This window comes from Microbacterium sp. ZW3a (assembly GCF_057167165.1).
Genome location: NZ_CM169903.1, coordinates 3,063,658 through 3,082,347 on the forward strand (window position 1 = coordinate 3,063,658; position 18,690 = coordinate 3,082,347).

The 18,690-nt window shown below is 69.9% G+C and carries 19 protein-coding genes; 4 read left to right on the forward strand and 15 right to left on the reverse strand.

All coding sequences use genetic code 11. The features are described from left to right. The first annotated feature begins 110 nt into the window (after nt 1-110). A complete protein-coding gene (locus tag ACU6WY_RS14285) occupies nt 111-1,289 on the forward strand; it encodes a 4-hydroxybenzoate 3-monooxygenase (protein WP_483820304.1) in 1,179 nt (392 codons plus the stop codon). 10 nt (nt 1,290-1,299) lie between these two features. Here the strand turns inward: ACU6WY_RS14285 and ACU6WY_RS14290 are convergent, their stop codons facing one another. From ACU6WY_RS14290 to ACU6WY_RS14310, 5 genes are all read right to left on the reverse strand, one after another. Beyond that, nucleotides 1,300-2,298, reverse strand: a complete 999-nt coding sequence (locus tag ACU6WY_RS14290; RefSeq protein WP_483820305.1) for a magnesium and cobalt transport protein CorA — start codon at nt 2,296-2,298, stop codon at nt 1,300-1,302. 67 nt (nt 2,299-2,365) lie between these two features. Next, entirely contained in the window at nt 2,366-3,235 is an 870-nt protein-coding gene (locus ACU6WY_RS14295) for an EamA family transporter (RefSeq protein WP_483820306.1), read from the reverse strand. 18 nt (nt 3,236-3,253) lie between these two features. Then, nucleotides 3,254-4,576: a serine hydrolase domain-containing protein gene (locus ACU6WY_RS14300; protein ID WP_483820307.1), complete on the reverse strand. Its 1,323-nt coding sequence runs from the start codon at nt 4,574-4,576 to the stop codon at nt 3,254-3,256. A 128-nt stretch (nt 4,577-4,704) separates the two neighbouring features. Then, complete coding sequence (locus ACU6WY_RS14305; protein WP_483820308.1) at nt 4,705-6,084, reverse strand: ATP-dependent DNA helicase; 1,380 nt, start codon at nt 6,082-6,084, stop codon at nt 4,705-4,707. Between the two features lie 9 nt (nt 6,085-6,093). Continuing rightward, nucleotides 6,094-6,549, reverse strand: coding sequence for a MerR family transcriptional regulator (locus ACU6WY_RS14310; RefSeq protein ID WP_483820309.1), 456 nt, complete (start codon nt 6,547-6,549; stop codon nt 6,094-6,096). 51 nt (nt 6,550-6,600) lie between these two features. Between ACU6WY_RS14310 and ACU6WY_RS14315 the strand changes: the two genes are divergently transcribed. Then, nucleotides 6,601-7,437: an NAD(P)/FAD-dependent oxidoreductase gene (locus ACU6WY_RS14315; RefSeq protein WP_483820310.1), complete on the forward strand. Its 837-nt coding sequence runs from the start codon at nt 6,601-6,603 to the stop codon at nt 7,435-7,437. A gap of 59 nt (nt 7,438-7,496) precedes the next feature. Next, on the forward strand, nt 7,497-8,579 hold the full coding sequence (locus ACU6WY_RS14320) for a hypothetical protein (protein WP_483820311.1): 1,083 nt from the start codon (nt 7,497-7,499) through the stop codon (nt 8,577-8,579). 21 nt (nt 8,580-8,600) lie between these two features. Here the strand turns inward: ACU6WY_RS14320 and ACU6WY_RS14325 are convergent, their stop codons facing one another. After that, complete coding sequence (locus ACU6WY_RS14325) at nt 8,601-10,592, reverse strand: bifunctional copper resistance protein CopD/cytochrome c oxidase assembly protein (RefSeq protein WP_483820312.1); 1,992 nt, start codon at nt 10,590-10,592, stop codon at nt 8,601-8,603. Between the two features lie 70 nt (nt 10,593-10,662). Beyond that, nucleotides 10,663-10,950 (reverse strand): HU family DNA-binding protein, encoded by a 288-nt coding sequence (locus ACU6WY_RS14330; RefSeq protein ID WP_022878194.1) that lies wholly within the window; start codon nt 10,948-10,950, stop codon nt 10,663-10,665. A 566-nt stretch (nt 10,951-11,516) separates the two neighbouring features. Here ACU6WY_RS14330 and ACU6WY_RS14335 point away from each other — a divergent pair. After that, a complete protein-coding gene (locus tag ACU6WY_RS14335) occupies nt 11,517-13,388 on the forward strand; it encodes a hypothetical protein (RefSeq protein ID WP_483820313.1) in 1,872 nt (623 codons plus the stop codon). A 68-nt stretch (nt 13,389-13,456) separates the two neighbouring features. On the opposite strand, the gene rpsN is transcribed toward ACU6WY_RS14335, so the two are convergent. From rpsN to ACU6WY_RS14375, 8 genes are all read right to left on the reverse strand, one after another. Then, entirely contained in the window at nt 13,457-13,762 is a 306-nt protein-coding gene (gene rpsN / locus ACU6WY_RS14340) for a 30S ribosomal protein S14 (protein ID WP_013584776.1), read from the reverse strand. Between the two features lie 4 nt (nt 13,763-13,766). Continuing rightward, nucleotides 13,767-13,937, reverse strand: a complete 171-nt coding sequence (gene rpmG / locus ACU6WY_RS14345; protein WP_013584775.1) for a 50S ribosomal protein L33 — start codon at nt 13,935-13,937, stop codon at nt 13,767-13,769. Beyond that, nucleotides 13,937-14,173 carry a 50S ribosomal protein L28 gene (gene rpmB, locus ACU6WY_RS14350; protein WP_013584774.1) on the reverse strand — a complete coding sequence of 79 codons (237 nt, stop codon included), beginning with the start codon at nt 14,171-14,173 and terminating at the stop codon, nt 13,937-13,939. Before rpmB ends, rpmG begins: the two co-directional genes overlap by 1 nt. Nucleotides 14,174-14,312: 139 nt before the next feature. After that, nucleotides 14,313-15,011 carry a DNA-3-methyladenine glycosylase gene (locus ACU6WY_RS14355; protein ID WP_483820314.1) on the reverse strand — a complete coding sequence of 233 codons (699 nt, stop codon included), beginning with the start codon at nt 15,009-15,011 and terminating at the stop codon, nt 14,313-14,315. Next, the gene (locus tag ACU6WY_RS14360) at nt 15,008-16,414 is read right to left on the reverse strand and encodes a hypothetical protein (RefSeq protein WP_483820315.1); all 1,407 of its coding nucleotides are present in this window, start codon (nt 16,412-16,414) and stop codon (nt 15,008-15,010) included. The genes ACU6WY_RS14355 and ACU6WY_RS14360 overlap by 4 nt, the downstream gene beginning before the upstream one ends. Next, nucleotides 16,404-17,261, reverse strand: coding sequence for a TIGR03943 family putative permease subunit (locus ACU6WY_RS14365; RefSeq protein WP_483820316.1), 858 nt, complete (start codon nt 17,259-17,261; stop codon nt 16,404-16,406). Before ACU6WY_RS14365 ends, ACU6WY_RS14360 begins: the two co-directional genes overlap by 11 nt. After that, nucleotides 17,254-18,288, reverse strand: coding sequence for a permease (locus tag ACU6WY_RS14370; RefSeq protein ID WP_483820317.1), 1,035 nt, complete (start codon nt 18,286-18,288; stop codon nt 17,254-17,256). Before ACU6WY_RS14370 ends, ACU6WY_RS14365 begins: the two co-directional genes overlap by 8 nt. After that, entirely contained in the window at nt 18,269-18,682 is a 414-nt protein-coding gene (locus ACU6WY_RS14375; protein ID WP_483820318.1) for a Fur family transcriptional regulator, read from the reverse strand. Before ACU6WY_RS14375 ends, ACU6WY_RS14370 begins: the two co-directional genes overlap by 20 nt. Nucleotides 18,683-18,690: the final 8 nt, after the last annotated feature.

Below are 18,690 nucleotides of genomic sequence, written 5' to 3' on the forward strand. Positions count from 1 at the left end.
AAATCATGGCGACTCACGCGAGAGAGGGTGGGTGCCCGTTCAATGAGAAGAGACCAGTGGGGGCGAGGCGTGTCCGCCAGCATCGGCGGGTACCCGTCGAAGGAGACGCCATGACCACCACCGTCCGCACCCGTGTCGCCATCGTGGGCGCCGGCCCCGCGGGGCTGCTGCTGTCGCACCTGCTGGATGCCGCCGGCATCCCGTCGATCGTCATCGATCAACGCTCGCGCGACGAGATCGAGAGCACGATCCGCGCCGGCATCCTGGAGCAGGGCACCGTGGAGCTTCTCGACACCCTCGGCGACGCCTCGCGCGTGCGCACCGTCGGTCACCGCCACGACGGGATCGAACTGCGCTTCGCCGGCGAGGGCCACCGCATCGACTTCGCCGCGCTCGTCGGCCGCGCCGTCTGGCTGTACCCGCAGCACGAGGTGCTGAAAGACCTCATCGCGGCGCGCATCGCCGACAGCCAGGACCTGCGCTTCGGCGTCACCGCCGAGGGCGTCGAGGGAGCCGACAGCGACCGACCCCGCGTGATCGCGCGCGACGCCGACGGGCAGCCCCTCGAGATCGAGGCGGAGTTCGTCGTCGGCTCCGACGGCTCCCGCAGCATCGCCCGCGCCGCGGTCACCGGATCCCGCACCGGGGGGTACTTCCGCGAGTACCCGTTCGCCTGGTTCGGCATCCTGTGCGAGGCGCCGCCGAGTGCCGACGAGCTCATCTACAGCAACTCCCCCGACGGCTTCGCCCTTGTCAGCCAGCGCTCGGCGACCGTGCAGCGCATGTACTTCCAGTGCGACCCCGAGATCGACACCGCCGCGTTCTCGGAGGCGCAGCTGTGGGACGAACTGCAGAAGCGCGTGCCCGGCACGACGCTGACCGAGGGGCCGATCTTCCAGCGCGACGTGCTGCGGTTCCGCAGCTTCGTCGCGCTGGAGCTGCGCCGCGGCCGCGTGGCCCTCGTGGGCGATGCGGCGCACACCGTGCCGCCCACCGGAGCGAAGGGCATGAACCTCGCGATCGCCGACGTGCGCTTGCTCGCAGAAGCCCTGCGCGCACTTCTGCTCGAGAACGACGAGCGGCCGCTCGAGACCTACCCCGAGCGGGCCCTCCGGCGCATCTGGAAGGCCCAGCACTTCTCGTGGTGGATGACGAACCTGCTGCATGTCGCACCGGATGCCACCGACTTCGACCGCCACCGCCAGCTCGGCGAGCTGCGCGCCGTGGTCGAGTCGACTCACGGACAGTCCTACCTGGCCGAGGCCTACTGCGGCTGGCCCGCCGCCTGAGCGCGCGGCGCTAGAGCCAGTGCTTGCGCTTGAAGACCAGCCACAGGGCTAGTGACGTTGCGGCCATCGCGGCGAGCGCGGTGGGGTAGCCGAAGGCCCAGTCCAGTTCGGGCATGTCCTTGAAGTTCATGCCGTAGATCGTGCCCACCAGCGACGGACCGAAGAGGATCGCCGCCCACCCCGAGATCTTCTTGACCTGCTCGTTCTGCTCGAGCGCGGTGTCGGTCTGGCGCTGGGTGACGAGCGTGGCGTTGACGGTCAGCGCATTGTCGAGGATCGCCCGCATCGATCCGAGCTTGTCGCACTGGCGCAGCACGTGGTCGAGCACGTCGCGCAGCGCCCGCTGGAGCTCGATGTCGACGCCGTACTTGTCGGCCCCGCGCAGGAGCGCCTGGAGCATGTCGCGCAGGGGCTCGGTGGCGCGCTGGAAGTGGATGACCTCGCGCGCGAGCTCGTAGATGCGCTGGGTCAGTTCGGCGTCGCTGACGTCGAAGAGCTCGTCCTCGATCTCGTCGACGTCGTTCTGCAGCCCCGCCGCCACCGGATCGTACTGATCGACGACCTCGTCGAGGATCGCGTACAGCACCGCCTCGGGCCCCCGCGCGAGCAGGTCGGGCTGCCCCTCGAGCCGGTGACGCACCTGCGAGAGGTCGGGCACCTCGGCGTGCCGCACGGTCACGACGTAGTCGGCACCGACGAACACGTGCAGCTCACCGAAGTCGACCGTCTCGGTCGCGTCGTCGTACCGGGCCGGACGCAGCACCGCGAACAGGTTGCCGCCGTAGCGTTCGAGCTTCGAGCGCTGGTGCCCGGTCAGAGCGTCTTCGACGGCGAGTGGATGCAGCGAGAACTCGGCCGCGACCCGCTCGAGCTCCTCCGGGGAGGGACGCAGCAGGCCGATCCAGGCCATTCCCCCGTGCGCCTCCATGTACTGGAAGGTCTGGTCGAGGCTCGCCGGGTTCTGGATACGGTGACCGTCGACGTACACCGCGCTGTCGATGATGGGCATGGGGTCCGTTCTAGTCGACGCAGGTGGACGATCGGTGACCAGGGCGGCGCGCCCGTGGCATCCGGGGTCAGCCGACCGGTTCGGCGGGCGCGCGGCGAGCGGCCGCCGCGACCGCGCCGATGCTCGCCGCGATCACCAGCGCAACGCCGAGAAGCTCCAGCCACGACAGCCGCTGCCCGAGCAGCACGAAGCCCGCGACCGACGCGATCGCCGGCCCCAGACTCATCATGATCGCGAACGCCGACGCCGGCAGTCGTCGCAGAGCGATCAGCTCCAGTGCGTACGGAATCGTCGACGACAGCAGCGCGACCGCGGCACCCAGCGCCAGGATGTCCCACCGCAGCAGCGCTCCGCCGGCGTCCAGGATGCCCAGGGGCAGGGCGAGCACGGCCCCCACCGCCATCGCGATCGCGAGACCGTCCAGACGCGGGAACTCCCGCCCCACCCGCGCCGAGGCGAGGATGTACAGCGCCCAGCTGACGGCGGCGGCGAGCGCGAACAGCACGCCGAGCGGGTCGAGCCGGTCCCACCCTCCGGCGCCGAGCGCGACGACACCCGCGAGTGCGAGGCCGGCCCACAGCCAGCGCGCGATACCCGTCGCCGTGAGGATCGACAGCGTCAGCGGACCCAGCACCTCGATCGTGACGGTCACGCCGAGCGGCAATCGCTCCAGCGCGAGGTAGAACAACCCGTTCATGGATGCCAGCACCACGCCGAACCAGATGACCGACCGCCACGCCCCGGCGGTGTGACCGCGCAGGCGCGGACGCGCGATCGCCAGCAGCAGCATGGCCGAGAACACCAGCCGCAGCATGACGATGCCGAGCGGCCCCGTATCCGGGAAGAGCATCACGGCGAACGAGGCGCCGACCTCCTGGCACGCCAGCCCCACCAGGACCAGCGCGGCAGCCGACCCCCGGCCGGAACGCGCCGTCATCGCGCGGTCATCGTCGGGTCACTGCGCGGGAGGACAGATGGCGATGGTGGCGAGGTTGTCGCGCATCTGCTGCGGCGTCCACGGCAGCCCGGCCTCGGGCACCGTTCGCCCCTCGGCGGCGGGGGCCTTCGACGCGATCGCCGCGAGCTCCCAGGCCAGCCACGCACCGGCGGCCTGGTTGGCGCCGGAGTTGTTGAGCACGACGGCGACCGCCATGCCGGTCGTGGGGTCGGCGAACGCTCCGACGATGTAACCCGGCACCGAACCGAACTGTCCGATGAGCGAGCCGGCCTGGAACGCCCCGCCCGCCGCGGTGAACCACGTCGGACTGTCGGGACCCACCGGAAGCGGAGCCGAGAACCGATCGTTGCCCTCGGGCAGCAGCGCACCGGTGGCGAGAGCCTGGGCGTACCGGCCGAGGTCGGTGATGTCGGTGACCGCGCCCGAATCACCCGCGCCGAAGCTCGCCGAGGTGACGGTGTAGTCGCCGGGGTCGGTGCAGTTCCACGCCCCCTCCGCGTTGGGCTGCGACCAGAAACCGCGCAGCGCGTTCGCCGACGGGGGTGCGGCGGCAGGACCGGGGAGCGACGTCGCCTCGAGGCCGAGCGGCTCGGCCACACGCTCCGCGAGGAGGGTGGAGAGCTTCTCGCCGGTGGCGCGTTCTACGGCCAGCCCCGCGAGCAGGTAGTTGGTGTCGGAGTCCGCGAAGGCGGTGCCCGGCTCGTTGCGCCGCGGGCTGGCCACGCCGTAAGCCATCAGTTCGCGATCGTTCCAGGCGCGGTCGGGGTTGACCAGCACCTGGCCCTGCAGCACCGGCCCGTACGCGCCGAGACCCGAGGTGCCGTCGCACAGCTGACGCAACGTGATGTCATCGAAGCCCGGCAGGCCGCTGACCCAGGTCGATACCGGGTCTTCGAGCGAGAACGTGCCACCGGCGGCGAGCTCGTAGACGATGTCGCACGTCATCGCGCGCGTCACGTCGCCCGCGCGGAAGCCCATGTCGGCGGTGACCTCGGCTCCGCCGGGCCCCTGGGTACCGAGACCCTCGACCCAGGTGCCGCTCCACGGCGCCCACACGCCGACGATGGCGCCGGTCGAGCCCGTGATCGCCATGGCAGAGGTGACCGCGTCTTGCAGCTGAGCGACGGTGTCGTCGGGAAGCGACGACTGCACCTGCTCGGGCACGTCGATGGATGCCGACCCCTGGGGCGTGCAACCCGAGAGAGCGACGGCGACGACGCTGGCTCCCGCGATCACCACGGCCGCAGAACGACGCCATCCCCGCATGCCCACCCCCAGAACTCCCGCACGACGAACCGTGCCCTCCCAGAATTCAAACACACGTCGAACACGCGGAGTGGCGGCTTGCGCCCTCCCGGCGTCACGTCTGCATCACATCTGCGAGCACCGATCCGCGTCGGCTTCCTCGTGGGTCACGACGGACGCGCGCATCGCGCCTCGCGCTGCGCTCAGGTCGCCTGAGCCGCGGCCTGCTGCCGCCCGAGCCACGCCTGCTTCATGAAGCGGCGCACGTCTTCGTCGACGCGGATGTCGCTGGGGCGCAGGGGGCGCGACAGGTAGAGGCCCTCGAGCGAGGTCAGCCGACTCAGGGCGACGTAGGTCTGGCCGGGCGCGAAAGCGCCCGCTCCCAGGTCGACGACCGCCCGGTCGTACGTCTTGCCCTGCGACTTGTGAATCGTCACCGCCCAGGCCAGGCGCAGCGGGAACTGCGTGAATTCCGCCACGATCTCACGCGAGAGGTTCTTCGTGCCCGGGTCGTACGCGTAGCGATAGCGCTCCCACACCGCGGGCTCCACATCGTGCTCGATGCCGTCGACCTCGACGCGCACGCTGTCGCCCGCGATCCGCGTGACCGTGCCGATGGTGCCGTTGACCCAGCGCGGCGCCTCACCGAACTGGGCACCGTCGTTGCGCAGGAACATCACCTGCGCGCCAATCTTGAGGGTGAGTGCGGGCTCCGCGGGGTAGGCGGCCTCTCCGCGCCCGAAGTCACCCGAGATCTCGGCGTTGGCCGTCTGGGTGCGTCCCACCAACTCGTCGAGGTGACGGCGATTGATCTCGTTGACGCGATCGTTGCGCGTGGCCAGCGTGATGATCGGGTGCTCGCCGTCGTCGGGGTGCGGGGGCGTCCGCGCACCGGCCGCATTGAGCACCCCGGCCATGTCGGCCGTGACCCGCCCGTAGCGCACGGCGTTCAGCAGCGCCCGGAACCCGGGATCGGCCTGGCGGTGGATCTCGATCAGCTCGTTGACGTGCAGATCGGCGCCGTGTCGGCCGATGTCGATCAGCCCATCGCCGGCGGACTCGCCCGACCACACCTTCGCGTCGAAAAACCAGAACGACCGGTAGTGGTCGTTGATGTAGCGCGCCTCGTCGCCGCGGGGCGGCACGGGAGCGAGCTGATACGGGTCGCCGAACATGACGATCTGGGTGCCGCCGAACGGCTCGGCGCGGCGACCCCGTGCCTGCCGCAGCGAACGGTCGATGGCATCCATGAGGTCGGCGTTGACCATCGAGATCTCATCGATCACGAGGGTGTCGATCGCGTTGAGGATCTTGCGGGTGGCGTCGTTCTGCTCGATGTCGCCGTTGGCGATCAGCCCGATCGGCAGGCGGAACAGCGAGTGGATCGTCTGCCCCTCGACGTTGAGGGCGGCCACTCCCGTGGGCGCGCACACCGCGATCTGCTTCTTCGTGTTCCAGGCCAGGTGCTGCAGCAGCGTCGACTTGCCCGTGCCGGCGCGGCCGGTGACGAAGACGTGCTCACGGGTGTCCTCGATCAACCGGAACAGCGCCTGCTGCTCGGTCGACAGGGGTGGCGTGGTCACCGGTTCATGCTAGTTCGCGGGGCCGCGCGGGGCACCCGCGGGAGGCTCGGTGTGGACGACGAGCCACCGCGCCTCACCGGCGAGCACGTCGGCGACGTGACGGCGGAAGCGCGGACACTCGGTGATGTCGTGCGCCTGGCAGCGCAGGGCGTGCTCGGTCATCGCCCGCGCCTGCGCGATGTCGGCGGCGCGGCGATCGAGCTCGGCCACGTGCTCCTCGAGCACGCGATGCCGATCGGGCGCGTCCTCGTCGAGCAGGACCCGGATCTGGTCAAGCGACATCCCCGCGGCCTTGTTCCGCAGGATCACGGCGATGCGCACGAGGTCGTCGTCGCCGAAGCGACGCCGGTCGGCCGCATCACGGGCGGGACGCAGCAACCCCGTGTCCTCCCAGTGCCGGAGCACGTGGGTGTCAAGGCCGAACCGGGCCGCCGCCTCGCCGATGGACACCGCGCTTGACTTCATGTCGACATGAAGTCACACGATGGACCGGAACGCAAGCGAAAGGAGCCCGTCATGTACGAGGCCATCATCATCGGAGGCGGCCCGGCCGGCCTCCAGGCCGCCCTGACCCTGGGCCGCATGCACCGTCGCACCCTGCTGCTGGACTCGGGCGAGTACCGCAACGCCGCCGTCGGGCACGCGCACAACCTCCTGACCAACGACGGACGCGCCCCCGCCGAGATCCTCCGCCTCGGACGCTCCGAGGTCGCCGCCTACCCGACGGTCGAGATCCGGGATGCCAGGGCCACGGCGACCGCGGTCACCCCCGACGAGGTACGGGTCGAGGTGAACGGCGAGACGCTCCGCGCCGCGAACCTCGTGCTCGCCACGGGGCTGGCCGACGACCTCCCGCCGATCCCGGGCCTCGCCGAGCACTGGGGCGACCGCATCGCCAACTGTCCCTTCTGCCACGGCCACGAGTTCGCCGACCGCCCCGTCGCGGTGCTGAACGCCACCCCGCACGCGGCGATGCTGCGCGCGATGCTCGAGCCCGTGGCATCCGACGTCATCGTGCTCGACCCCGCGCGCGTCGACCGCATCGACGGCACCGACGACGGCTTGCGCCTGGCGCTCGACGACGGCTCGACGCTCGATGTGGCCGGAGCCTTCGTCGCCCCCACCTCCCGCCAACGCGCGCCCTTCGCCGCGCAGCTCGGACTGGAGCTGCGGGAGTCCGGCGCCGTGCGGGTCGACCCCTTCGGTCGGACGAGCGCCGAGCGGGTGTTCGCCGCGGGAGACAGCGCGCAGCCCGACCACTTCCAGGGCCCGATGGCCTCGCTCGCAAACGCGATCGCAGCAGGTCAACTCGTGGCGATCGCGATCGTGCAGAGCCTCGTGTCCCCCTCCTGAAAGCCGGGATTCGCTCGGGCTTTCTGCACTCCCGCAGGTCGGCTTCCTAGACTGGGTCCGTGCACGCGACGGACGGGGGCCCGGCAGCGCCTACGGGTGCTGCCCCGACGCGACCGCGCCGGCTCGCCCGCGACCTGACGATCCTGGGCGTCGTGGGCGTTCTGCTGATCGCCGCCCTCGGGGCGGGAACCGCCGCCGCGTACCGCGAGCTGTACAGCCCGCGCGCGTTCGTGCTCCACTACCTCGACCTCATCGAACACCGGCAGGCGACCGAGGCGCTCGCGGTTCCGGGCGTGGCCGTGGACTCCGCCGAGCTCGAGGCGTCTGGCCTGCCGGCCACCGCCTCCGAGGCGCTCCTCCGCCCCGACGCCCTCACCACCGTGCACGATGCGCGCGTGGTCGACGAGGTCGCCGACGGCGACGTCACGCGGGTCACGGTCGACTACCGCGCCGGCGGGTACGAGGGCCGCACGACGTTCTCGGTCCGCCAAGACGGGTGGATCGGGGCCGTTCCGCGCTGGAGCTTCGACGTCAGTCCCCTGGCCGTGGTCGACCTCACCGTGCGCGGATCGATGCAGTTCTCGGTCAACGGGTTCGAGATCGACAAGCGTCAGGTCTCCATCGACGGGCCGGATGCCGACCCCGCCGCGGCCGTTCCCCTGCTGGTGTTCTCGCCGGGCCTGTACTCCGTGTCGGTCGACACCGCGATCTCGGCGACGCCCGGGGTGGCGATCCTCGCGGACGCCCCGCTGACCGGCATCCCCGTGGACGTACAGGCCGAACCCACCGAGCAGTTCGTGTCGGTAGTGCAGAAGAGCGTGGAGGACTTCCTCACCTCGTGCGCCGAGCAGAAGGTGCTCCAGCCCACCGGGTGCCCGTTCGGCCTCACGGTGCGAAACCGCATCGAGGGCGAGCCGAGTTGGGCGATCTCGGAGCAGCCCACCGTCAGCGTCCTGCCCGACGGGGCGGGGTGGCGCATCCCCTCCGCGAAGGCGGTCGCTCACATCGAGGTGGAGATCCGCTCCATCTTCGACGGGTCGGTGCGCACGGTCGAAGAAGACGTTCCGTTCACCGTCGACGGCCAGATCACCGTGCAACCCGACGGCACGGCATCCATCTCGGTCGGCGGTCGCGCCGACTGACCGCGGTCGACGCGCGGTCGGTCAGCGGCCGCCGTTGCGAGCGGCGATCCGCGCATCGCGCTCGGCCAGGCGCGCGAGCTCGTCGTTGTACGCATCGAGCTCGACGTCGCCCACGCGGTCGACGTGCCGGTCGCGACGACGCTGCTGCCGCTCGTCGCTGCGGCTCCACTGGATGGCGACGGCGATCGCGAGGATCAGCGTCGGGATCTCACCGACGCTCCAGGCGACGCCCCCTCCGACGTACTGGTCTTCCAGCGGGGTCACACCCCACTCGCGCCCCATCGCGCCGAACCACTCGGCCACCATGAGGCCGGAGTTCATCATGATCGCGATGCCGAAGAAGGCGTGCATGGCCATGACGGCGATGAGCACGAGCAGTCGCATGGGGTACGGCAGCCGGTAGGGCACCGGATCGATGCCGATCAGGCTCAGTACGAACAGGTAGCCGGTGATGAGGAAGTGGGCCACCATCCAGATGTGGCCGACGTGGTCGTACAGCGACCAGCGGAACAGGTCGGTGTAGTAGAACGCCCACAGCGATCCGATGAACAGGCCCGCGGCGACGAAGGGGTTGGTGAGCACCGTCGCGATTGGGTTGTGCACCGCCCAGAGGATCCACTCGCGGCCGCCGCGTGAGCCATCGTCGCGCTTGCGGATCGCCCGCGCGGCGAGCGTCACCGGGGCTCCCGGCACCAGCAGCAGCGGGATCGCCATCGACAGCAGCATGTGGTCGATCATGTGCACGCTGAAGAGGTAGTCCTGGTAGACGTTCAGCGGACCGCTGGTGACCCAGAAGATCGCGAGCATGCCCAGCGACCACAGCACCGTGCGGTAGAGGGGCCAGCGGTCGCCGCGGCGGTGCAGGCGCCAGACCCCGGCGAGGTAGAAGAACAGTCCGAACGCCGTGACCAGAGCCCAGAGCAGGTCGATGTCCCACGCGGTGAACCAGCGGTCGAACGTGAACTCGGGCGGCAGCGGAGAACCGGTGAGCACCTCGGCGGGCGTCTGGCCGATGGGGGGCAGGTCGCTCGCGGGCGGGGGCGTGCGCGCGAGGGCGGCCGCCGCACCGCTGGCGACACCCATGAACGCCAGCTCCAGGGTGATGACGCCCCAGAACCGCCGGGAGCCCTGCTCCTCGCCCATGCGCCCGATCAGGCGTCGGCGATACCAGGCGCCGAGCACACCGATCGCCAGCAGGGCGGTGACCTTCACCAGCACGAGCACGCCGTACGGCGAAAGCAGGTTCTGCCACCCGAGCAGACCGATCGACGCGCGCACCGTCCCCGACACGGCCACCACGATGAACGCGACGAGAGCGATCGACGAATAGCGCAGCATCGTCGTCTGCAGCTGCGCCCGCGTCATCGCGGGGCGCACGATCACCAGCAGCACGAGCCCGCCGAGCCAGACGGCCGCGGCGATGATGTGCAGCACCAGGGAAGTGACGGCCGCCGTGTGACTCGCCTCGGTACCGGCGTGGCCCTGCGTGCCCATCGGAATGAGGGATGCCAGGGCGAGGATCGCCACGAGCAGGGTCGGCACCCACGTACGGACCGCGAAGGTGAGCACCGTGAGCACGGCGCCGGCGATCGTAGTGAGCAGCCACGCGGGCCCGATCTCGGTCTCGACGAGGAAACGGCCCAGTTGCTGCCCGAACACCGCGTCGAGCGTGGGAGTGGCGTTGATGACGTTGAGGAACGTCAGGAATCCGGTGGCCGCCGCCGACACCGTGAACACGGCCGCCCCAATGGATGCCGTGTCGAGCGCGATCTCGAAGGGCCGCTCCCCCGCGGGGAGGGCGAACAGGGCCAGGACGAGCGATCCGACCAGCGTCGCCGCCGAAAGGTTGACCACGAGGGTCGCCAGCGGCAGGCCCCACCGCACGACCGGTCCCGGGTCGGCGAGAAGTGCCGGTGCGGCTCCCCCGCCATAGGCGAGGCCCACCACCGCGGCGAGGACCGCGACCACGATCAGAATGACGGGTCCGGCCACGCGCAGGGCTCGGGGATTCACCCCCCAAGCCTACGTCGCAGACAAGAGAGGGGGATGCCGATGGCATCCCCCTCTGTCGTGGTCTGTCGTCTTACTTGACGGCGGCCTTCAGCTTGGAGCCGGCGGTGACCTTGACGCGCTTGCCTGCGGGGATCGAGATCTCCTCGCCCGTCTGCGGGTTGCGGCCGGTACGAGCCGACGTGGCGACCTGCTCGAACGCGATCCAGCCGGGGATCGAGACCTTGCTGCCCTTGGCAACGGCCTCGGAGACGGTGGAGAAGAGGGAGTCGAGCACGCTCGACACGGCGGACTGGCTCTGTCCGGTCGCGCTGGCGATGCTCGCGACGAGCTCGGTCTTGGTGATGGACTTGTCGGCCATGTGGTTGTCCTCCAGGCGACGCGTGTGTCGCCTCTCGTTACATCGGACGAGGAGGAATTCTCCTCGGTGGTCGGGAGACCGCCTCGACAGTATCAACCGAACCGCGGAATTCCGCGGATTTTGACGGATTTCGCCCGCGGATGACCCGCGTGTCGCGTGTCCGGTGTGACGCGAGGGGCCCCTGGGGCCGACGAGAGGCCCCGAAGGAGCGTTCCGCCCGGGCCCGGAACGCCCGATTCCGCCCCGCGCATCGGGGTGAAGGTAGGTCGCGGAGCGGTTGAGCCCCCGTCGAGCGCCGACTCACCCGCGATCGGCGACCGCGGGGCGCGCGGGGTTCGTCGTCCACGCACGCCCGAGCGGCGAGACGCGCCACGAGCGATGAACGGTGGCTCGACACGTCCTTCACCAGGCCCACCGGCGCCGCCCGGGTCGTTGCTCCACGTGTGGTTCGACGCGACGATCGCCGCGCGGGCCGCACCAGCGACCCGGACGAACGGTCACCCCCGGACTGCGACGTCGTATTCGCGCGGTGACTGGCACCAACACCCTCGAAAGGTCGACGAACGATGACGCTCATGAAACGAAGAGGGCTCCGCGCCCTGGGCACCCTGTGCGCCGCCTCCGCGATTCTGGCTGCAGTGCCGGCGGGCACGGCCTTCGCCGCGGACCCGTACCCCACCCCCTCCCCGACGCCCAAGGGCGACCCGAAGATCATCGAGGCGTTGCAGAACGCACCGGAGCTGAAGGGCGCGACATTCGATGTCTCGGGCGTGACACTCCGAACCGGCAAGGCCAAGGCCACGAACGAGTCGTGGACTCCGGACGACTACATCTTCTACGACCACGATTACGACAACCCGATCAGGAAGATGCCAGAAGGTGAGGTTCAGCAACCTGAGCCATTCAATTCCATCAGTGCATCAAAGGCACATTGGGACACCTACACGTCCACGAGAACACACGACTTCAGCTTCGGAATTACAACGGGCTTCTCTTATTCGACTGCCGTTGAAGTGGGGATCGACTCCACCTCTTCCACGTCAACGAAGACTTACAAGGCCGAATTCAACTTCACCTACAAGTACGGCATGCAGGAAACTGTCACGAAGTCGGACGTGAGAACGATCAATTCGACTGGCCAGACCATGATGGTCTCGCCTGACTACAACGGACGAATCAGACAGTGGGTCGACATCGGAACGTACGAGGCCGACATGACGGTGCCCGGCACCCTCAGCGGCGATGTCATCATCACCAAATGCGGGGCGCCCGTGCGAGTGCCCATCGGCCGCCTTGCGGCGATGAAGCGCGATGACGATCAAGGACCGCTGTTCCCGGACACCTCGACAGACGGCGATGTCCTCCAGCAGTCCGCAACAATTCACTGGAAGGCCTATATCGCAGCAAAGGCACACACGGAAAAGGTATGGACCTCCCTCACCGACGGTACCTCGACGTCGACCATCACCGATGACTCACCCGCCCCCACCGCGGCGAAGTCATCTCCTGCACCCGCAGTCCTCTCCTCCCCCGCCCCCACCACCACGGCGGAAGCAGGAGAGGAGAGGAACCTTCGCAGCATCGTCCCGTGCTCGACCCCATCCGACCTCAACACCTCGGGTGGCTCGCCTCGGGAGTGGGCAGCCACCGGCCCCGGCACGATCGCGGTCGGCAACCACACGTATCTCAAGGCCGACAAGACGCTCATCAATGCCGACACGGTCGTCGATCGCAACGTCCAGAACGCGGTGGGCGGATGGAACTCGAGGGGCGGCGAAGACTGGGTAGCCTACGTCCGAGCCGACGGTCGGGCGTATAGCCGCCTCCTCAATGGCAGCCCGTCACAATACGACCGCACATTCCCGCTCGGAACCCGAGCGGTGGGCTATCACACGTATCTCACGCCCGCGGGTGATCTGTATTACGCCAGCCGGCGCATCGCGCAGCATGTCACCTCGGCGACGGGCGGATTGGCGTGGAGCGACTGGGTCACATACGTCAGCGACGGCAAGGGGTACACCTGGGCGAGTTACTTCACCACCGGTCCCCTCGAGGACGGGTCTCGGCCGAGTGGAACCACCGCCGTGGGAATGCGCTCGTACCTCACGCCTGACGGAGTTCTGAGCTACGAAGACACCGTCGTCGCGACGGGCGTGACGTCCGCGCTGGGAGGTATCGGTAGCGGTTCGGGGAACAACTCACACTGGCTTACCTTCATCGCCGACAACCGCGGACACTCATGGAGCACGAATGGGCGCACCATCCGCGATGAGGTCTGGCTCGGCGACGACGCGAAAGCGGTCGGAAACCACACCTACCTGGACACCGACGGCTTCCTCTATTTCCTCGACAACGAAGTGGCACAGAACGTGACCAGTGCCGTCGGCGGGTGGGGATCCGGTCCAGACTGGGCCAGCTACGTCCGCGTGGGGTCGTAACCCGCACCCAACGCCGAAGGGCGGGGGCTCCTCTACGGAACCCCCGCCCTTCGATGTGAAACGGGTGCTTACCAGCTCGACTTGGTCACGCCGGGCAGCTCGCCACGGTGGGCCATGTCGCGGAAGCGGACACGCGAGACGCCGAACTTCGTCAGCACGCCACGGGGGCGGCCGTCGATGACGTCGCGGCTGCGCACGCGCGCGGGCGACGCGTTGCGGGGCAGCTTCTGCAGGCCCACGCGGGCCGCTTCGCGGGCCTCGTCGGTCGCGGTGGGGTCGACCAGGGTCTTCTTCAGCTCGGCGCGCTTCGCGGCGTAGCGCTCGACGACGACCTTGCGCTGCTCGTTGCGCGCGATCTTGCTCTTCTTAGCCATGTGCTTAGCGCTCCTCTCGGAAGTCGACGTGCTTACGGACCACGGGGTCGTACTTCTTCAGCACGATGCGGTCAGGGTTGTTGCGGCGGTTCTTGCGCGTCACGTAGGTGTACCCCGTGCCGGCGGTCGAACGCAGCTTGATGATCGGACGGACGTCCTGAGCCTTCTTCGCCATTACAGCTTCACGCCCTTCGCCTGCAGGTCACGAACGACGGCTTCGATACCGCGCGCGTCGATGACCTTGATGCCCTTCGCCGAAACGTTGAGCTTGATGTTGCGACCCAGCGACGGAACGAAGTAGGTCTTCTTCTGCACGTTCGGGTCGAAGCGGCGCTTCGTCCGGCGGTGCGAGTGTGAGATGTTGTGACCGAAGCCGGGAACCGCTCCAGTCACCTGGCACACTGCTGCCATGGTGATGTCTCCTTCTGTACCGTGACACCGGACGGTGCCACCCAAGATCCCTTGTCTGCACCCCGTTCTGGACACAGCACGAGGCCGGGATCAGAGGAGGGGGTACGTACCACGCGCTGGAGTGCGCGCAGACAAGCGATCAGTCTAGCACGCCCGGCGTGTCGCCTTGACGGGCTGCTTCCTCCGCGGCGCCCCGCCCCCAGCGGAACGTCGACACGGTCGGTTCGCCCTCGATCCAGAACCGCCACGGGAACGCCGCCGTCCCGGCGACCCCCGCCACACCGACCCGCGGACCGACCGCCACCGCGGCGACCGGTTCGGCGAGCTGCAACCGCGCCCGCGCGCCCGCCCGCTCCACCCCGGTGACGGCGTCGATCCCGTCGTGCACCGGATGCCGCAGGCCCACCGCATCACCGAGGCGGCCGGGGCCGCGCGCCAGGTCGCGGGGCGTCCGCACCGCGCCGCCGCGCGCGAGTCGACGGCGTTCCGCCACGTCGGCCCCCTCGATGACCTCGCCGCCGCGCAGGAGCACACCGCCGGCAACGCCGTCGGGGCCGCACACGACGTTGACGCAGGAATGGATGCCATGACTGAGGTACACGTACAGGTGCCCCGGCTCACCCCACATGGTGGCGTTGCGCGCCGTCGGCCCGCTGCGGGCGTGCGAACCGGGATCGACGCGATCGCCCGTGCCGAGGCCGTGGTACGCCTCGACCTCGGTCACGCGCAGCACCACGCGCTCCCCCGCGACCACCGTCTCCAGGTGCGCACCCAGCAGGCGCGGCGCGACCTCGACCGGAAGACCGGCGAGGTCGGCGCGCGTCGCGGGTCGCGTCATCCGGGGGGCACCTGGCACCACGAGAGATCGAAGCCCTGCAGGGCCACGAGCTGCTCGCCGGTGTCGATCTCGACGAGGTGCGTCTGCAGGCGCTCGGGGAGCGGCAGCTGGTACAGGTCGAAGGGGTTACTCACTGCGTCGGGGGCCACGAGCACCGCCGCGTAGCGACCACTGGGCGAGACGCAGGTCTGCAGCACCGTGTCGGTGCCGGGCACATCGAGGAGCGTCCGCGGAACGCCCGCGGGGTCGACGTGGGCGATGATCGTCGAGCGGTACGCGCCATCCGACCCGATGTCGGCGAACGAGCGCAGCGTGCCCGCGTCGAGTCCCGGCACGGGGGTCGCGCGCCCGGCGAGACCCGGCGGGTTCACGGTCTGCACGAGCTCGCGCTCGGACCCGTCGGTCAGGTCGATCTCGCGGATACCCTCCAGGCGCTCCACGATCGCCACCGACGACCCGCGGGCGATCCCGTCGATCGACACGGCGCTCGCCAGGGGCGCGGCGTTCCCGCCCTCCGCGTCGGTCAGGAGCAGCCGCGAGTCGAAGGTCAGCACGAGCATGCTGTCGGTGTCGGGCACGAAGCGCCAGTCGGCCACGCGCACGTCGCCGCCGTCGAGTCCCACCTCCACGGGGGGCGCATCATCGGCGGCCGACGCGGTGAAGAGCTTGCTCTCTCGCCCTCCGGCGGCGCCGAGGGTGGCATCCGAGAAGGTGAACCCGACCCGCTCGCCCCGGTCGGCCGACTGCAGGTTCGAGACGAACCCGGGACCGGGGAGCGGGATGTCGCGGGCGTTCTGGCCGTCGAGGTCGGTGACGATCACGCGCGCCTGATCGTTCTCGCGCACCGAGACGACGAGGTGGTTCGACGTGGCGCGGAAATCCTCGATGTGTTCGTGCGTGAACACGGGAAGGCCGGCCTCGCCCCGCAGGTCGGTGCGGAAGATCGTGTCGCCGTCGGCGGTGCCGCGCTGCATCAGGAAAGCCTGCAGCGGGGGCGTCCGGAAGGTCTCGGAGAGCGTCGCGGCGGGGCCCGCACCCAGGCCTCGTACCCCGCGCACCGTCACGCGATAGTCGGAATCGTCGCGCAGCGGCAGGGTGAAACGGATGCCGACACTGCGCCCCGACGTGTCGACGGTGAACGGGGTCGCCGGCTCGACCTCGACCTGCGCGGGGTCGACCGGCGCGAGCGACTGGGTCGTGGTGAGGATGACACGGGCACCGGATGCCGCGACCGCCGCCTCGGGATCGACCTGCACGTCGGTCACCCGGGGTCCCTGGGCGACCGCGACGATCCCGCCGACACCGCCGACGAGGGCGAGCGCGCCGAGCACCGCCGCGAAGGCCAGCGCGAAGCCACGCCCGCGGCGGCGACGTGCGCGCGTCCGGCGGGAGTCAGTACTCATACGGGTCCGTCGGCTCGTCGATCATTGCCACCTGGTCGGCCCGCACTTCGAGCGCCCCGTCGGCCGTCGAGCGCACGGTGCCCGTGACCGTCACCCACTGGCCCGTGTCGGGGGCCGACACCGACGCGGTGATCGGGAGGCTCGCGGTCTGCGCGTCGATGACGCAGTGCGTAATGACCAGGCGGGTCAGGTCGAAGGCCGCGCCGTCCTGCCCGGGGGTGATGAACCCGGTCAGTGTGACGGGCTTGCCGTCGAACGTCTCGGGGTTCGTGGCGCGGGCGAACACCGCCGACCAGTCGCCGATACCGAACGTCGAGGTGTCGCCGGATGCCGCGAGCGTCACCACGTCGGACCCGGCGAACAGCGGCGGCGACCCCACATCGCGCGACACGGCGAGCTCGGCCGACAGCGACGCGGGCGGGGTCAGGAGCACCGCGATCACGGCTCCCGACGCGAGCAGGCCGCCGCTGAAGGCGGCCGCCCCCGCGAGCGTCGGGCGCGGACGCCCGGCGAGGTGGTCGTGCGCGGCCCGGTCATGCGCGTCGGGCGCATCGGCATGGTCGTGATCGGCGTGGGCGAACGCCTCCCGGCGTGCGGCCGCGGGCGCCGGAGCGTGCCCGTGCTCGTGATCATGACCGTGGTCAACCTCGGCGCCCAGCGGCAGCACGAACGACGCGAGCGCCCCCGCCAGGGCCACGACCGCCATTCCCACGGCGAACCAGGCCGAGTCGGGGTTGATGTAGAGCGCGATGCGGCCGGTCAGCCACAGCGTGATCGTCGTGATCGCCAGGCACGAGGCGAGACCGACGCCGAGCCACCGCGTGGCGAGCGCACTCGTTCTAGACAAGGAGATTCACCACCGTTCCTAGGGCGAAGGCCGAGAGCACGACCACCGCGGTCAGTCCGACGAGCACGCGCGTCGTGAAGGTGGTGCGCAGCAGCGCGTACATCTTCAGGTCGACGATCGGCCCGACGAGAAGGAAGGCCACGAGCGATCCGGGGGTGAAGGTCGACGCGAACGACAGCGCGAAGAACGCGTCGACGTTCGAGCACAGCGACACCACCACCGCCAGCAGCATCATCGCCGCGATCGACAGGGCCGGATCCGAGCCGATCGCGAGCAGGGCGCTGCGGGGGATGAGCACCTGCACGGCGCCGGCGATCATCGAGCCGATGATGAGGGCGGGCATGACCGACCGCAGCTCCACCACGAACTGGGCGAGCGAGCGTCGTCCGCGCCCGCCGCGCTCCTGCACCACGATCTCGCACGTCTCGAGGAACCGCTCGGTGAGCAGTTTGTCGGGATCCGGATGCCGGCTGTACAGCCAGCCGATGAGGTTGGCGACGAGGTAGCCGCCGATCAGACGCGCCACCAGGATGCCGTCGCTGAAACCGAAGGCCGCGTGCGTGCTGATGATCACGATCGGGTTCACGATCGGCGCCGCGACGAGGAACGTCAGCGTGTCGGAGACGCCGAAGCCGCGCATGAGGAGCCCCCGGGCGAAGGGCACGTTGCCGCACTCGCACACCGGGATGAACATGCCCAGCAGCGACAGCACCGCCCGGCGCGCCCAGGGCGCTCGTGGCATCCATCGCTCGATCGCCCCCGGCGGCACCCACACCTGCACGACGATCGACAGCACGACGCCGAGCACCACGAACGGCAGCGACTCGATGAGGACGCTCAGGGCGAGAGTCAGGCCGTCCTGCGCGCGGGTGGGCAGCGACGCGGGGAAGAACGTCGGGGCGAACGCGTCGATGAGGACGAGCGCGGTGATGACGACCACACCCAGGCCGAGGGCGGCGAGAGTGCGGGGGGCGCCGGTGCGCGGGGGCGGCGGCGCGGCGGTGCGACTACTCGTCGCCACGCTCACGGGCCCGCGCCTGCGCGCAAGCGGTGCAGATGCCGAAGATGTCGACCACGTGCTCGGCCTCGGAGAAGCCGTGCTGAGCAGCGGTGCGCTGGGCCCACTCCTCGACGGCGTCGGCCTCGATCTCGACCGCCACACCGCAGGAACGGCAGATCAGGTGGTGGTGGTGTCCGCGCGTCTCGCACGCGCGGAACAGGTTCTCGCCCTCGGGGCTCTGCAGCGAATCGGCGTCGCCCTGGGCCGCGAGTCCGGCGAGGGCGCGGTACACGGTCGCCAGGCCGATGCCGGTGTTCTCATCGCGCAGCGTGGCGTGCAGGCTCTGCGCGCTGACGAAGCCCCCCGCGCCGGCGAGCGCCTCGCGAACGCGCTCGCGCTGCCACGTGTTGCGCTGAACCATGCGGGAAG

Excerpts from the sequence above, each read along its gene's own strand:
- ACU6WY_RS14285 (WP_483820304.1), top strand. The coding sequence starts at position 111 with ATGACCACCACCGTCCGCACCCGTGTCGCCATCGTGGGCGCCGGCCCC.
- ACU6WY_RS14290 (WP_483820305.1), bottom strand. The coding sequence starts at position 2,298 with ATGCCCATCATCGACAGCGCGGTGTACGTCGACGGTCACCGTATCCAG.
- ACU6WY_RS14295 (WP_483820306.1), bottom strand. The coding sequence starts at position 3,235 with ATGACGGCGCGTTCCGGCCGGGGGTCGGCTGCCGCGCTGGTCCTGGTG.
- ACU6WY_RS14310 (WP_483820309.1), bottom strand. The coding sequence starts at position 6,549 with ATGAAGTCAAGCGCGGTGTCCATCGGCGAGGCGGCGGCCCGGTTCGGC.
- ACU6WY_RS14315 (WP_483820310.1), top strand. The coding sequence starts at position 6,601 with ATGTACGAGGCCATCATCATCGGAGGCGGCCCGGCCGGCCTCCAGGCC.
- ACU6WY_RS14330 (WP_022878194.1), bottom strand. The coding sequence starts at position 10,950 with ATGGCCGACAAGTCCATCACCAAGACCGAGCTCGTCGCGAGCATCGCC.
- ACU6WY_RS14335 (WP_483820313.1), top strand. The coding sequence starts at position 11,517 with ATGACGCTCATGAAACGAAGAGGGCTCCGCGCCCTGGGCACCCTGTGC.
- rpsN (WP_013584776.1), bottom strand. The coding sequence starts at position 13,762 with ATGGCTAAGAAGAGCAAGATCGCGCGCAACGAGCAGCGCAAGGTCGTC.
- rpmG (WP_013584775.1), bottom strand. The coding sequence starts at position 13,937 with ATGGCGAAGAAGGCTCAGGACGTCCGTCCGATCATCAAGCTGCGTTCG.
- rpmB (WP_013584774.1), bottom strand. The coding sequence starts at position 14,173 with ATGGCAGCAGTGTGCCAGGTGACTGGAGCGGTTCCCGGCTTCGGTCAC.
- ACU6WY_RS14355 (WP_483820314.1), bottom strand. The coding sequence starts at position 15,011 with ATGACGCGACCCGCGACGCGCGCCGACCTCGCCGGTCTTCCGGTCGAG.
- ACU6WY_RS14360 (WP_483820315.1), bottom strand. The coding sequence starts at position 16,414 with ATGAGTACTGACTCCCGCCGGACGCGCGCACGTCGCCGCCGCGGGCGT.
- ACU6WY_RS14375 (WP_483820318.1), bottom strand. The coding sequence starts at position 18,682 with ATGGTTCAGCGCAACACGTGGCAGCGCGAGCGCGTTCGCGAGGCGCTC.